Source organism: Coraliomargarita sinensis, from assembly GCF_003185655.1.
In the GTDB taxonomy this organism is placed as follows: Bacteria; Verrucomicrobiota; Verrucomicrobiia; order Opitutales; family Coraliomargaritaceae; genus Coraliomargarita_B; species Coraliomargarita_B sinensis.
The window spans coordinates 61,608-75,310 of record NZ_QHJQ01000004.1 but is presented as its reverse complement, the minus strand read 5'-3'; the positions used below and the strand labels follow the sequence as shown (position 1 = coordinate 75,310).

At 55.6% G+C, this 13,703-nt stretch carries 13 protein-coding genes and 1 tRNA gene; 4 read left to right on the top strand and 10 right to left on the bottom strand.

The window, feature by feature from the left end:
• Window positions 1-147: 147 nt before the first annotated feature.
• From DDZ13_RS06970 to cysE, 3 genes are all read right to left on the bottom strand, one after another.
• Window positions 148-229 (bottom strand) — tRNA-Leu (locus DDZ13_RS06970).
• A 233-nt stretch (window positions 230-462) separates the two neighbouring features.
• The gene (locus DDZ13_RS06965) at window positions 463-2,703 is read right to left on the bottom strand and encodes a cation:proton antiporter domain-containing protein (RefSeq protein WP_110130724.1); all 2,241 of its coding nucleotides are present in this window, start codon (window positions 2,701-2,703) and stop codon (window positions 463-465) included.
• A 19-nt stretch (window positions 2,704-2,722) separates the two neighbouring features.
• Window positions 2,723-3,499, bottom strand: a complete 777-nt coding sequence (gene cysE / locus DDZ13_RS06960; RefSeq protein ID WP_110130723.1) for a serine O-acetyltransferase — start codon at window positions 3,497-3,499, stop codon at window positions 2,723-2,725.
• Between the two features lie 155 nt (window positions 3,500-3,654).
• On the opposite strand from cysE, the gene fabD reads away from it, so the two are divergent.
• Window positions 3,655-4,560 (top strand): ACP S-malonyltransferase, encoded by a 906-nt coding sequence (fabD, locus tag DDZ13_RS06955; protein WP_110130722.1) that lies wholly within the window; start codon window positions 3,655-3,657, stop codon window positions 4,558-4,560.
• A gap of 4 nt (window positions 4,561-4,564) precedes the next feature.
• Window positions 4,565-5,992, top strand: coding sequence for a UDP-N-acetylmuramate--L-alanine ligase (locus tag DDZ13_RS06950; protein ID WP_110130721.1), 1,428 nt, complete (start codon window positions 4,565-4,567; stop codon window positions 5,990-5,992).
• A gap of 21 nt (window positions 5,993-6,013) precedes the next feature.
• On the opposite strand, the gene trxA is transcribed toward DDZ13_RS06950, so the two are convergent.
• From trxA to lptD, 5 genes are read right to left on the bottom strand one after another with little or no spacing between them, the layout of a single operon-like run.
• Window positions 6,014-6,331: a thioredoxin gene (gene trxA, locus DDZ13_RS06945; protein WP_110130720.1), complete on the bottom strand. Its 318-nt coding sequence runs from the start codon at window positions 6,329-6,331 to the stop codon at window positions 6,014-6,016.
• Window positions 6,332-6,355: 24 nt separating this feature from the next.
• A complete protein-coding gene (locus DDZ13_RS06940) occupies window positions 6,356-6,691 on the bottom strand; it encodes a hypothetical protein (protein ID WP_110130719.1) in 336 nt (111 codons plus the stop codon).
• Between the two features lie 46 nt (window positions 6,692-6,737).
• Window positions 6,738-7,004, bottom strand: coding sequence for a hypothetical protein (locus DDZ13_RS06935; protein WP_110130718.1), 267 nt, complete (start codon window positions 7,002-7,004; stop codon window positions 6,738-6,740).
• A 27-nt stretch (window positions 7,005-7,031) separates the two neighbouring features.
• Window positions 7,032-7,778 carry a segregation and condensation protein A gene (locus DDZ13_RS06930; protein ID WP_110130717.1) on the bottom strand — a complete coding sequence of 249 codons (747 nt, stop codon included), beginning with the start codon at window positions 7,776-7,778 and terminating at the stop codon, window positions 7,032-7,034.
• Between the two features lie 3 nt (window positions 7,779-7,781).
• Window positions 7,782-9,932 (bottom strand): LPS assembly protein LptD, encoded by a 2,151-nt coding sequence (lptD, locus tag DDZ13_RS06925; protein WP_110130716.1) that lies wholly within the window; start codon window positions 9,930-9,932, stop codon window positions 7,782-7,784.
• Between the two features lie 11 nt (window positions 9,933-9,943).
• Between lptD and DDZ13_RS06920 the strand changes: the two genes are divergently transcribed.
• Together DDZ13_RS06920 and glgB are read left to right on the top strand one after the other, a co-directional pair.
• On the top strand, window positions 9,944-10,168 hold the full coding sequence (locus tag DDZ13_RS06920; protein ID WP_110130715.1) for a hypothetical protein: 225 nt from the start codon (window positions 9,944-9,946) through the stop codon (window positions 10,166-10,168).
• Between the two features lie 127 nt (window positions 10,169-10,295).
• Window positions 10,296-12,509: a 1,4-alpha-glucan branching protein GlgB gene (glgB, locus tag DDZ13_RS06915; RefSeq protein WP_233246110.1), complete on the top strand. Its 2,214-nt coding sequence runs from the start codon at window positions 10,296-10,298 to the stop codon at window positions 12,507-12,509.
• 57 nt (window positions 12,510-12,566) lie between these two features.
• Here the strand turns inward: glgB and DDZ13_RS06910 are convergent, their stop codons facing one another.
• Together DDZ13_RS06910 and DDZ13_RS06905 are read right to left on the bottom strand one after the other, a co-directional pair.
• Window positions 12,567-12,896: a hypothetical protein gene (locus DDZ13_RS06910; protein WP_110130714.1), complete on the bottom strand. Its 330-nt coding sequence runs from the start codon at window positions 12,894-12,896 to the stop codon at window positions 12,567-12,569.
• A gap of 50 nt (window positions 12,897-12,946) precedes the next feature.
• Window positions 12,947-13,351, bottom strand: coding sequence for a hypothetical protein (locus DDZ13_RS06905; RefSeq protein ID WP_110130713.1), 405 nt, complete (start codon window positions 13,349-13,351; stop codon window positions 12,947-12,949).
• Window positions 13,352-13,703: the final 352 nt, after the last annotated feature.

The window sequence follows — 13,703 nt, the reverse complement described above, 5'->3', positions numbered from 1 at the left end:
TGCGATTAAGTATCCTAACACCACCGAACAAAAGAAAATACTTGGGGAGGGACTTGTTCCGAGGCCGCAGGCCGACAAGACCGCCTGCAAAGCAGATCGGACCACCCTTAGGGCGAAAGTCACTCCCAATATGAGCGGAGCGAAAAGTACTCGGGGAGGGACTTGAACCCTCACGCCTTGCGGCACCAGAACCTAAATCTGGCGTGTCTGCCAATTTCACCACCCGAGCGTAAAGCGACCATTCATTGCTGCGCATGAAATGCCTGTCAATGCTTTGGGTGGTAAAATTGGTTCCCAATTAAGGGTTGTCGTCCCGTTGGGCGGGACTCGGATCACCACCCGAGCGTAAAGCGGCCATTCATTGCTGTGCATGGAATGCCTGTTAATGCTTCGGGTAGTAAAATCTACCCTCGGTATGGATGAGGGGCTTTTTCCTTAGCGACTGGCGTGAGCTTTTGCCTTTTACGCGGTGATGGCCAGCATCACCTCGTCGAGGGATTTGGAATCGGTAATCAACTGGCGTTTGCGCTCGGCGCGGCAGCAGCGGGCAATTTCGGAGAGTGCGGTGAGATGACCTTCGGTGTCGCCCGACGGGCTGAGTAGGAAGAAGACGAAACTCAGGTCCTGTTGCGTTTCACTAAGATGCAGTGGCTGCCTTAATTTGGCTACGTAGCAAAGACGTGATTCGAGTTCATCGCAATATACGTGGGGAATGGCGATACTTCGCTTGTAGAAGGCCGGTTTGTTGCCTCCCTGTTCCATCAGATCGTCCAGGATCTGTTCTTTGGTCAGCTTGGGGTTATCCTCGACGGCCACGTCGACGAGTTGTCGATAGAGCGCCTGCACTGAATCGCATTCAACATCGAGGTATTGCCCGCTATTGAGGGCCCGATAAAGGAAGCCCTCGGAGCGGCGCAGGCATAAGACCTCGTCCTCCGCCTTCGCGATCTCTTTCAGCGCGGCATCGCTTGGCACCGGCTTCAGCTGTCTCCCGCGGAGCAGATAGAGCGGATGCCAGTCCCCGGTCGGCAGGTTTTTCTCTTCATCCCATTCAATCGATTCCAGACTGCTTTCTCCCTGCATTAGTTCCGTGCTGATGACGGCCGGCCGGGCGAGGTTGGCAAAGACAGATTGTCCGGTCAGTTGGTCCTCGGAAGTCGGACTGTCCTTGGGCACCCAGCCGAAGACGCGTTCGTTGTCCAGTTGCTCGGCCCAACGCTGCATGAGCAGCTGGTTGAGCTCCACGTTGTCGGTCAGTGCGAGAACGGTCCCCGTGCCGTAGAGGCGCTCCTCATTCTCATAAAGTTTTTCCGCTTCCATGCCGTCGGCACGAATCGCGTTCAGTCCCTCTTTTTGGGCAAGTGATACGTTGCGCGAATTCGTATCCAGCAGGATGACGGCTTGTTCATCCTCTTCTCCCTCGCGGGCCAGCTTGCGGGCGAGCTCACGGCCGAAGTAGTGTGCACCAATGATGACAAGATCGCTGGGCGCAGGGCGCTGCAGTCGAAGTAAGCGGGCAAATATTCCGGCGGATAAACCCTGAATCAAAACCGTCGCGCAGATTACCGAATAAACAAAAGACTCCAGTAAGGCCGGATCGCCGACCGGTTCTTCCTGCTTTCCGAGGGAGAGGGCGAACAGCGAGGCCATCGAGGCCGCGACCACGCCGCGGGGGGCGACCCAACTGAGAAGCGCCTTTTCCCTGGCATTCAGCGGCGTGCCCCAGGATGAGACAATCACACTGGCCGGGCGAATGAGCAAAATGACAGAGAATAAAATCCAGCCACCGCCCATGAGGAAGAAGTCTTTGAACTGCTGGAGCTCAAGTCGCGCGACCAGCAGGATGAAAAGCATCCCGATCAAGAGGTCGACGATTTCAGCCTTGAAAGCTTTAATTTCCCGCAACTGGCGCGGCTTCTTCAGGCCCACGATCAGGCCGGCAATGGTGACCGATAGAAGGCCGGCTTCCGGCTTGATGATCTCAGTTGCGCCAAAGATCAGCATTGCGCTGGCCACACTGAAGGCGTTGACGATGTTATCCGGCACCCAGCCGCGCTTCATCATCCAGTAAATGGCATACCCCCCGGCCATGCCGATACCAACCCCGCTGACCACACGGATGATAAAATTAGGCAGGGCAACGGTGCCGCCGCCTTCGACCACCCACTCGAAACAGAGAATCGCGATAAAGACACCGATCGAGTCGATCAGGACACCTTCCCAGTGGAGAATGCTGCTGAGCTTTTGGTGTACGCGCACCCGGCGCAGTAGTGGCACGATTACGGTGGGGCCGGTCACGATCACACAGCTCCCCATCAGGAGTGCATAGGAGGGGGAGGTGTCGAACACCAGCCAGGCGGTCAGTGCGGCACCAAACCAGGTGATGAGAACCCCGACGGTAAGAAGCCGTTTGATCACGGCGGAGGTGTGGGTAAACTCCTTCAGATCGAGAGTCAGCCCCCCTTCAAAAAGAATTAGGCCGACCGCCATCGAGACGATCATGGGTAGATAGGCACCGAGTGCATCCGGCTCGATCAGGTGGAGACCCTCCGGCCCCATGGCAAAACCGCCCAGGAGCAACAGCACAATGGTGGGGAGGTGCAAGCGCCGGGAAAGAACCGTCAGCAGGCATCCGGCACCGACGGCGAAGCAGATGCTCCAGAGCGCACCTTGTGTTTCAGTAACCGCAAGAAAGGTAGTCATAAATCGGAAAGAGTTGCTCTTAGTGGCGCATGTCGTGCGCCGGGTTGGGTACCTTCATTTTGCCTATGATTTTAGCCGGGACGCCGGCTACGCTGACATGGGGCGGCACATCCTTCAGCACCACGCTGCCGGCACCGACTTTCGAGCCTTCACCGATTTCCACATTGCCGAGGATCTTGGCACCGGCACCGAGCAGCACTCCGGACCGAACCTTGGGGTGCCGGTCACCGCGTTCCTTGCCGGTGCCGCCGAGTGTCACCTCGTGGAGGATAGAGACGTCGTGCTCGATGACCGCCGTTTCTCCGGCCACAAACCCGGTAGCGTGGTCGAGCAGGATGCCGCAGGAAATTTCCGCTGCCGGATGGATGTCGACACTGAAGGTCTCGGCTATGAGGCTTTGCAGGTAGAGGGCAAAGTCCCTGCGCGCGACTTTCCAAAGATAGTGGGAAATTCGATAGCAGACCAGCGCCTGGAATCCCTTGAAATAGAGCAGGGGGGTCAGCACGTCCGGGCAGGCGGGGTCGCGCTCATTGGCGGCAATCATGTCGCAGGCCACCTGTTCGAGGATCGAGGGGGAATTCTCGAAGGCCTCCATGAAAACGTTGTGGAGAACCTCGATCGAGGCGCCGTGATTCACAAGTTTTCGCGTGATGCGATAGGTCAGGCACTCGGCAAAACTGCTGCGGTCCAGCACGGTTTCGTTGAGCAGAATTTGCAGAACGGGTTCCTGCGCCACGATTTGTTCGGCACGCTCACGCAGTTCCGTCCAGTGGGCTTCAAGGTCGATAGAATTCATTCAAAAAAATTAGGTCAGAAGTTTCGTTAGAATAGACCTCAAGAGGACAGTCAGGTAAAGCTTCCTTTCTGTTTGTGACTTCCTTGTTGCTCTTGCAGTCCAGAACGTTTCGCTAGCATCTTTTCAACCAGATTAACGCTAGCTCAGAGATAACTATGGCAATAGGACTACTTTTTTCCGGACAGGGCGCACAACAGATCGGCATGGGCCGCTCCCTGTGTGAACATTCAAAGACCGCCGAGGCACTTTACGATCAGGCCAACGAGGTGCTCGGATGGGATTTGAAGAAAATTTGTTTCGAGGGACCGGACGAGGCGCTGACCGAGACAAAGGTCTGCCAGCCGGCCCTCTACGTACAGGGCTACGCGATATTCGCCCTGCTGCAGGAGCAGAGAAAACTCGAGGAATTCAAAGCGGCCTGCGGCCTGAGCCTGGGTGAACTGACGGCGCTTGCAGCCGCAGGTGTTTACGACTTCAGCACCGGCTTGAAGCTTGTAGCCGAGCGCGGTCGTCTGATGCAGCTCGCCTGTGATGCCACCAAGGGCACCATGGCGGCGGTCATCGGTGGAAGCGCCGAGGATGTGCGCGCTTTCTGCGAGGAGTTTGATATCGAGATCGCCAATCTGAACTGCCCCGGACAAATCGTTATCTCTGGTGAGCACGATAAGGTCATGGAAGCGGTCGCCGCGTCCAAGGGCCGATTCAAGCTTTGCAAGCCGCTCAATGTGGCCGGTGCCTATCACAGCCGCCTCATGGTTTCGGCGCGCGATGCGTTTGCCCAATTCATTGAGGACTTTGAATTCAAAGCCCCCACGGTCGAAGTGTACACCAATGTGACCGGCGGGCGTGTCTCGGAACCGGACACCATCAAAGATTGCCTGGTCAAGCAGATCGTATCCTCCGTTCGTTTCGAAGACTGTTTGCGTAACATGGCTTCCGAAAACGAATTGTCCGACTTCTACGAATGCGGACCGGGCAAGGTGCTGGCCGGCTTTGCCAAACGCATCGATAAGACACTGAATGTGTCTCAGGTGGCGGAGTACGCAGAAATTACCGGATAAACTGATGCGCGTCTACTTCATGGGCATTTGCGGGACGGCCATGGGCAACGCCGCATTGCTGCTCAAAGAGCAGGGCCATGAAGTGCTCGGGGCCGACAGCGGGATTTACCCGCCTATGTCGGATGTTCTCGCCGATGCGGGCATCGAGGTCCTGGTAGGCTTCAGTGCCGAGCGTTTGGCGGAGCTCAAGCCCGATCAAATCGTGATCGGCAATGCCATGAGCCGCGGGAATGTTGAGGTCGAGTGGGTGCTCGATCAATCAGACATTTCCTATGTGTCGCTTCCTCAGCTCTTTCATCAAACGATTCTGGCGGGCCGGAGGCCTGTGGTGATTGCCGGAACGCACGGCAAGACAACGACTTCGACATTGACTGCGTATTTACTCAAACAGACCGGTGCCCGGCCCGGCTGGTTGATCGGTGGTCTGCCGAATGACTTATCCAGCGGCGCATGTCTGGGGGAAGGCCGCCCTTTTGTGATTGAAGGGGATGAGTATGACTCCGCTTTTTTTGATAAGCGCAGTAAGTTCATCCATTATCGTCCACAGGTCGCAGTCTTGAATAACCTGGAGTTTGATCACGCCGACATCTTTCGGGATCTGGAAGATGTGAAGCGGACCTTCCGGCACTTTTTACGTATTGTGCCCGGCTCCGGCCATGTGCTGGTCAATACGGACGACGAGAATCTGACCAGTCTGCTTCCGGTCTCGTGGACCCAAGTTCACCGCGTGGGTACTGGTCCAGAGAGTGATCTGCTGATTCGCAATTTCCGGGACAGTCCCGAGGGGGCAAGTTTTGATCTGGTCTGGAAGGAAAAGCTGTGGGCTCAGGTCGGCTGGTCGATGCACGGTCTTTTTAACGCACGCAATGCCGCGATGGCTGCCCTGGCGGCGGCACTGGCAGAGGGGCTTGAAGACCCGACCCAGCTGGACTTATCCAGTCTGGATCATTTTAACGGAGTCAAGCGGCGACAGGATGTGCTGGCCAGGACCCCGGCCTGGACGGTGATCGAGGATTTCGCGCATCACCCGACAGCCGTTGCCGGAGCGATCGAAGCATTGCGCGCGGCTTACCCGGAGGCGACTCTGACCGCTTGTTTCGAGCCCCGCAGTAACAGCGCCGTGACCAAACGCTTTGAATCCGGTTTTACCGAGGCGCTGAGCGGAGCCGACCGCGTCTATCTGGGCCCGGTTCATCGCGCGGAACGCATACCACCGGAGGAGCGGTTGGACACCGGTCACATAGCCAGCCGTCTGGCTGCCGGCGGTCTTGCCGCCCGTGCGTTTGACGAAAATTCAGCTCTTCTGGAACAGGTTCAGAGTGATATGCGAAGCGAGCCGGGTGGTTTGATTGTTTATTTCACCAACGGATCCTTTGACGCTGTGCCCAAAAAAACCGCCGAGTTTGCGCTCGGCGGTTTGGATAAAGTTTAGAACTGCGGTCTTGTGCCGTAACTAGGCCAGCTTTGCCTTGAGATCTTCTTTGGAGGAAAGGCCGACAACGGTGTCGGCTACCTTGCCGTCCTTGAAAATCAGGATGGTGGGGATGGCGCGGATCTCATATTTACCAGCGATATCGCTGTTATTGTCCACGTTGACCTTGCAGATTTTTACGGCGTCGCCGAGTTCATCCGCCAATTCTTCGAGAATGGGAGCAATTGCTTTACAGGGGCCACACCATGGCGCCCAGAAATCAACAACGACCGGAGCGGAACCAGCGGATACGGTAGATTCGAAGTTAGAACTGTCGAGTTCGGTGATTTTATCAGACATGTGTCGTATCTTATTTTGTATTACTTATAGGAAAGGCATCGCGTCCCGTACGATGAGGACGGTGAAGGTAATTGCGATGACGGCCGCCAGGCCGTCGACGACCAGCATAGCCGTGCTCGGGGTGTCATCTGCCGGCCCCTCATCAAAAGTGATGGATGTGTCGGGCTTGCTGGCAGGCGCTTCCTTCTTTTCCGTCGGTGTGATGGAAATGGGCTTCGGCGTCGGCTTCGAGGGTGGTTTGACCGGTTTGGAAGGCGCTTTGACTGGAGACGCAGCCTGCGGCTCCTGAGGGGTGCTTTCAGGTGCCGAATCCTGTGAGGATTCGGACTGCGGTTTGTTTGGGTCTGGGGTATCGCTCATTGGTAGGTGTGATATTAAGTGCAAGCCGTACTGTCAAGCCAGTGGCTTAATTCGGCGTATTCTTATGGATGATCTCCGCGAGTTCCTGTTTTTCAACTTCTTCGAGACTTTTTCCCTTTCGGTCGAGGGTCTCAAAGGTTTTGACGACGGTTTCCGTCATGCGGCCGTGGGTCTCCTCGGATCCCCCGACAATGGCGAAACGCTCTGCCTGGGTGATACGCTTGTGGCCGTCTGAGTTGTCGAGGCCGACGCCGACCAAGTGGGCCTTGGCCTTTGGCTGACTTTGGTCGTTTTGCTGTGGTATACGTTTCATGGTGATTGAGAGGTTTTCGCTATGGAATTATTCCGCACGTTCGCAACGTATATCGGCAAAAGCAACATCTTGCTGCAGGCGGATTTTACCGAGTCGAGTCAGTTCCAGAACGGCCAGGAAGGAGGCGACGATGGTCGTCAATGTGGTGGTCGATTCGAAAAGCTCGGAAAAGAGAAAATTCGGTTCCTCTTCGATCCGTTTCAGGATCAACTCCATCCGGTCGGCCACCGTCACCTGCTCGGCATGGATTTCCCCCTCGGTTATGCGCTCGGCCAAACGGCGTAGCACCTGATTGAAGGTATTCCATAAGTCGACCCGGTCGACGGGTTTCAAAGGGCGTTCGACGGCTTCGACCGCTTCTTTCGGGCCGATGCGGGCAATGAGGTCGTTGCTGTTGAGGATCAGTTTCTGGATGTCTTCCGCAGCTTCCTTGAACTTGCGGTATTCCAGTAGCTGTTGGACGAGTTCCCAGCGTGGATCGAGCTCTTCGTCTTCCACATCCTCGTTGGCTCCCTGGTCCTTTTTGGGCAGCAGCATGCGGCTTTTGATATACATCAGGGTCGAAGCCATGACGAAAAACTCCCCGGCGATCTCAAGGTCGAGTTTTTCCATGGATCCCAGAATCTCGATATACTGCTCGGTCACCCGCTGGATGGGGATGTCGTAGATATCGACTTCGTTCCTCCGGATCAGGTACAGCAGCAGATCCAAAGGCCCCTCGAACGCGGGCAGCCGGATCGCAAAATCATTATTGGGAACAAGTGCTTCTTCCATGACTTAAATGCCCGATTCCGGATCGGCGAGGGTAAGGTTGATTCCGAATTCAACATCGCTTTCACGACGCGCCCCATCGCGGAAGGTGAGGAAGTAGATGATTTGCCAGGTGCTGCCGACTCTGGAGCGGAGCCCAAGGCGGAAGCGGGTAAACTCGCCACTGTCAGCGTCGAAGCGAAGGTCGGTCAGTAACGCGTTGCGCTCGTTAAGCCGGTAGATGAAGTCGAGGCGGTATTGATCGATCCGCTTGTTGAGCAGGTCGGTCGACAGCCCGAGTTCCCAGATCTCGCCGCTGCGCAGGGTAGTGCGGGTGCGCAGCTCCTCCATGCTCATCGATTCGGTGCGGAAACGCGATGCGAGTTCGAACTTCAGCCAGGGGGCAGGTTCCATGACGATTTCGACCCAGGAAGCGTTGAAGGTGTCCTGGTCGCTTCCGTCGTAGCGGGTGTCTTTGTCGAAAAGGACGTCCTGATAAAAGTTGAGTGCGGCCAATGTGCGCGAGCCGTATCCTTTAGCGCGTGTTTGAAATAAATTTTCAAAGCCGATGCGTGTCAGGTGCCTTTCCGAGATTTGGTCGATGTTGCGCAGGTCGCTCAGGTCGAGCAGAGGGCGCTCAAGGTCAAAGACGCTGCGGTCGATGGCTGCGATTTCGTTGAGATCTTCCGGATCCGTGTAGTAGCGATAGCGAATGACGGGGCGAACGATATGGCGAAGTCCGTTAATATCCCAGGTGCGGTTGACCGTATCGTAGCTGCTGAAGGCCCGCATTTCGAGGTCGAAGCCGAGTTCGTAGATGTCCCGTGTGAAATTATCGTCGACCAGCGCCGCGCCGGGCAGCAGGAAAGGATCCACCTGTTGGTTGTCGTAGCCGGTGAACCGCGCTCCGGCAAGAGGGGTAAAGGTGAGCCATGAAGTCGGGTGGATCGGACGCTCAATCCGGTAGCTCAGGTCGTAACGATCCGACTCACCTTCAATTAGAGGTGCATTGAGATCGAAGTTCTCCCGGAGCTGGGCATAGCTGGCCGAGGCCTTGTGGTAGGCACCGGTATTGAAAATCGGTACCGGCAGCAGGTCGAACCGCACTTCCGGCAGACGTTCCTGTGTCAATATGAAGTCGTTGGGGCGAAAGCGACCAAAGGCCGAGAGGATGAAATTGTCACCGCTGTAGGCCGCTTCGGCAAAGTTGTCGGGGGTTTGATTATCGTCGTAGTAATCGTCACGAAAATCGCGAGTAACCTCCGAGTCCGACCAGTAGGAGGCCACGGCGGTCATACTGATACGCTCGCCGATGTGGTGCTTATGGCGCCACTCAGCGAAGCCCCGGGTCGAGTCGATTTGCTGGCCGACGATATCCAGGCCCAACTCTTCGTCATCACCCTGGTCTTCAATCCAGCCAGTGCTGAGAGCGCCCACGATCTGCTGGTTCTCCGAGTTGTAGACATATTGCGCGGCGGGTCCCACCAAGACGCCACGGTTGCTGTAGAGATCGAGGTTGGCGCCCAATCGCATGAAGGAACTTACCGGAAACATTGCCGTGCTCTGAATGTGAGCGCCCAGCTCGCTGTCATAACCGGCATCAAGATCGAGGTAGTAGGGGGAATTGTTTAAGTAATAGGTGTAGCCCGGAATATAGAAAACGGGGATGTTGCCCACCCGGAAGGTGGCGCCGTCCATCTTGACGTATTCAGACTCGGCGTTGACGTATTCAACCTGATCGGAACTGACATTGAGTGCAAAGGGTCCCGGTTCTCCGTAATAAAGGGTCGACCCTTCGATCAGAATATCATCGGTCGTGCCACCTGCGGATACCCCGCTGATATGAAATGGCCACTGCCCGGTACGCAGCAGGTCCACGGCAAAAACATCCTTATCGGCTTCGTAGCTCAGGCGGTCGGCAATGAGGCGGTTGCCCGCCTGAGTCACGGCAACATTACCTTCGGCGTCGGCAAGGCCGTACTCCTGGTAGTAAGTGATTCTGTCGGCCCGCACACGGGTATCCTCGAAACTCAGGATCGCATCGCCCCGCGCCACCAGTCGTTGTGATTCTTCATCGAATTCGAGCGGTTCCAGAGCGCTCAGCTCGGGTAGGGCAGCATCCAGCCCGGGAAGGGCTGTGATGAGACAAAGTGTTGTTAACCGGGCAATTTTTCGCACGGGGGCGGAATATGAGCAGGCGTATTTCCATCGACAAGCCTTTTATCGTCATGGCGAGCAGTTCTGCGGGCTTCTGCGAGCATGATCGGAGCAGAATCAGCCGCGATGAAACTGAGTTAAGCGTATTTACCGTAGTCGCCCTGCTTGCCTGTCCGCCGTATCTATATGCCAAGGCGGAAGCCGTGCGACCTGAATCGGCCAAACGGCAGCACTTGCCCGCTCGGGTGACCGGCTAAAGCGGGTCACCTACGTCCAGCAGCAGAACAAACACACTACGACCGCTTAACCTGCCATTCGGATCGACAGGGTTTTGCACGAGGAACGGTTCTTGCCAGTCCGCGGCAGAGTGGTTTTCTCTGTGTCGTGATTACGACAAAAGCAGAGCTCGATTCCGTCACCAAGGTGAAGTGCGCCCAGCCCCACGACATTCTTGGTATGCATCCTCACAAAACGAAGGATGGTAAGAAGTGCCTCCTGGTCCGGGCATACTTGGATGACGCCAAAAGCTGCGAGGTCGTCGATGTCGCGAAGCCTGAGGGGGCGCGCTACCCCTTGAAGAAAATCAGCAAGGACGGTTTTTTCGAGGGCTTGATCGAGGACCGCAAGGACGTTTTCCGCTACCGTCTTCGGATCGAGCGTTTCAATGGCGAGATTCGCCAGTTCTTCGATCCCTACAGGTTTTTGCCGACTATTTCCGACGACGATCTCTATCTCATCAGTGAAGGCACGGACACCCGGGTACACCACAAAATGGGTTCGCATCTCCGCGAGGTCGACGGTGTTCAGGGGGCGTCCTTTGCCGTTTGGGCCCCCAATGCACAGCGGGTTTCCGTAGTTGGTGATTTCAATCACTGGAACGGGCGTTACCATCCCATGCGCCGTATCGGCAATTCAGGTGTCTGGGAGCTCTTTATCCCCGGCCTGGAGTCCGGCATGAAATACAAATTCGAGATCGCCACCGCACAGGGGATACCGCAGCTCAAGACCGACCCTTACGCGACTTTCTTCGAAGCGCCCCCGCACAATGCCTCCATCATCTGCGAAGTCGACGACTACGAGTGGGGCGATGCGGCGTGGATCAAGCGCCGCGAAAAGACCAACTGGATGGAGGAACCGATTTCGGTCTATGAACTGCATGCCGGTTCATGGAAGCTGGTGGTGGAGGATGCCAATCGCCCCCTGACCTATCGCGAAATGGCCAAAGAGCTGGTCGATTATGTCAAGGAGATGGGCTACACCCACGTTGAGTTCATGCCGCTTTCGGAACACCCGTTCGATGGCTCTTGGGGGTATCAGGTGACGGGCTTCTTCGCGCCCACCCATCGATTCGGCTCGCCCAAGGATTTCATGTATTTGGTCGACATCCTGCACCAGAAAGGGATCGGGGTGATCATGGACTGGGTGCCGGCACACTTTCCCACCGACAGCTTCGCGCTCGCACAGTTCGACGGCACCGCGCTCTACGAACATGCGGACCCGCGCCAGGGGTTTCACCACGACTGGGGCACGTTGATTTTCAACTTCGGTCGCGATGAAGTGCGCGGCTTTCTCATCGCCTCCGCGCTGGCCTGGCTGGAACGTTATCACATCGACGGCCTGCGGGTCGACGCGGTGGCCTCCATGCTCTACCTCGATTATTCCAGGGAAGAAGGGGAGTGGATCCCCAATAAACACGGTGGCCGGGAAAACCTCGAAGCGATCGAGTTTCTCAAGAAAACCAATGTACTTGCGCATGAACTGTTTCCGGGTACCTTAATGATTGCCGAAGAGTCCACCGCCTTTCCCGGGGTGACCAAGCCGGTAAAAGACGGCGGCCTCGGCTTCGATATGAAGTGGAATATGGGCTGGATGCACGACACGCTGCAGTATTTCAGCAAGGACCCGATTTACCGGAAGTATGAGCACGGGCAGCTCTCCTTCGGGATGCTCTATCAGTATTCCGAGCATTTTACCCAGGTTTTCTCCCACGACGAAGTCGTGCATGGCAAAGGCTCCATGATCATGAAAATGCCCGGCGAACCCATGTCGAACAAGGCGCACCAGCTGCGTTTGCTCTACGCCTTGATGTGGCTCTGGCCGGGCAAGAAGACCCTCTTTATGGGGAGTGACTTCGGTCAGTCCGCCGAGTGGAAATACAACGCCAGCCTGGATTGGCATTTACTCGAGTACATCGACCACCGGGGTATTCAGATGCTGATCCGCGACCTGAACCATTTTTATCGCAAGATGCCCGCCGTCGCGAAACTGGATAACGAGGAAGCCGGTTTCGAGTGGATCAACTGCACCGATGGCGACAACAGCGTGCTCAGCTTCCTGAGAAAAGGTAAGAAGAAGACGGATGGCATCGTTGCCGTCGGTAACTTTACCCCGGTTCGTCGGGAAGGCTATCGCGTCGGCGTGCCGCACGCAGGTTTCTGGAAAGAAGTCATCAACACGGATGCCAAGGATTACGGCGGCCAGGGCTACGGTAACTGCGGCGGGATCGAAGCCGAGGCGATCGAGTGGGACGGCCGTCCGTACTCCATCAAGCTGGATGTGCCGCCCTTCGCAATGTGTGCCTTCAGGCTGAAGGCGTAATCGCGACAGCTGCCAGGTCGTTGTTTGCCGCGCGCCGGCCTCTCCCGGACGAGGTTGCTACCTTTCAGTCCTGGATGTGTTTAAGATTCCACCAATAAGAATCAAAGAAGCTGGTACGGTGATTATTCTGTAGTGGTCCTTGATGTTGAGAGAAAGCTCACGCATGGCACGAGTCGCTTCAACTCTTTTGACTTCTTCGTTTGTTCCCAGACTCTGGGAATGAGACATCCATGCGGTGTGATGGTAAGAACTCAAAGCGATGCCCAATATCCAAAGAAATCCCAGGGCCATCAAAGAATAGGATATTACCTTTTTCATTTTATTCTCCATGTCCAGCGTCCTGTCCTGCGTAGCTCTAAGAGCGAAGAAGGAAGCGGGTGGTTTCATTGCTTCGCCATCTCCGGCAGACCTCCGTCATTCTTTTCTACATCGAATGGTTAGTCTCCCTCGACGAGCCATGTGTCATGATAAAAAAGCAAAGATGATTCAATTTCTTTGTCGGTGAAGTTCGGTCGTCTCGCTTGATAGGTTCGGTGTTGGCCAGTAGCCTCGCTGTAAAGTGTCAGAGTCCAATTCTCTCCCTCACTCATGATCTTTAGACGGTCAACATGTTTGCTCTCCGGGAGACTCTGCAGGTATTCAGGGATCAATTCAGCTAATTCTCTCGGTGCGACACCTTTCTCTTCTGTGAATTCTAGTATGGCTCGGACGACGGGAAAGTAGCGACCGTGGATGGAATCCTCTATGAAGAAGGCCTGGGTACGTTTTATTAAGGGTGAAATAATAAAGAATAAGCCTGCAATGATCGCAGCAAGAGTTCCGAAGATAGCTACTTTTTTCATTTTTTGGCGAACGATTAGGACTGGCAATCGAGCTTGTGTGTTTTGGATTTCAAGTGATTGTCGAAAACCGGGCGGCGAACAATGGTGTTGACCAGCTCCGATTAGATGTAATCCAGTCTGGTCAAATGGAGTCCCATGGTCGAGTGCTTTACCTCGTATACGCATGGGTTCACTTTTAACCGTTCATTGACGTTAATTAACGTCAATGAACGGTTCCTCCCCCAGCGCTGTGGCTTCTCTTCTTCTTCTTTTCTCTGAAGCTCCTTCACGATGGCCCTTCGTTCAGCTTTGCTCTTCTTGCTCATATGTTTATAGCCAACATGAGGCTGACCGAATAAAACTCGCACTGGTA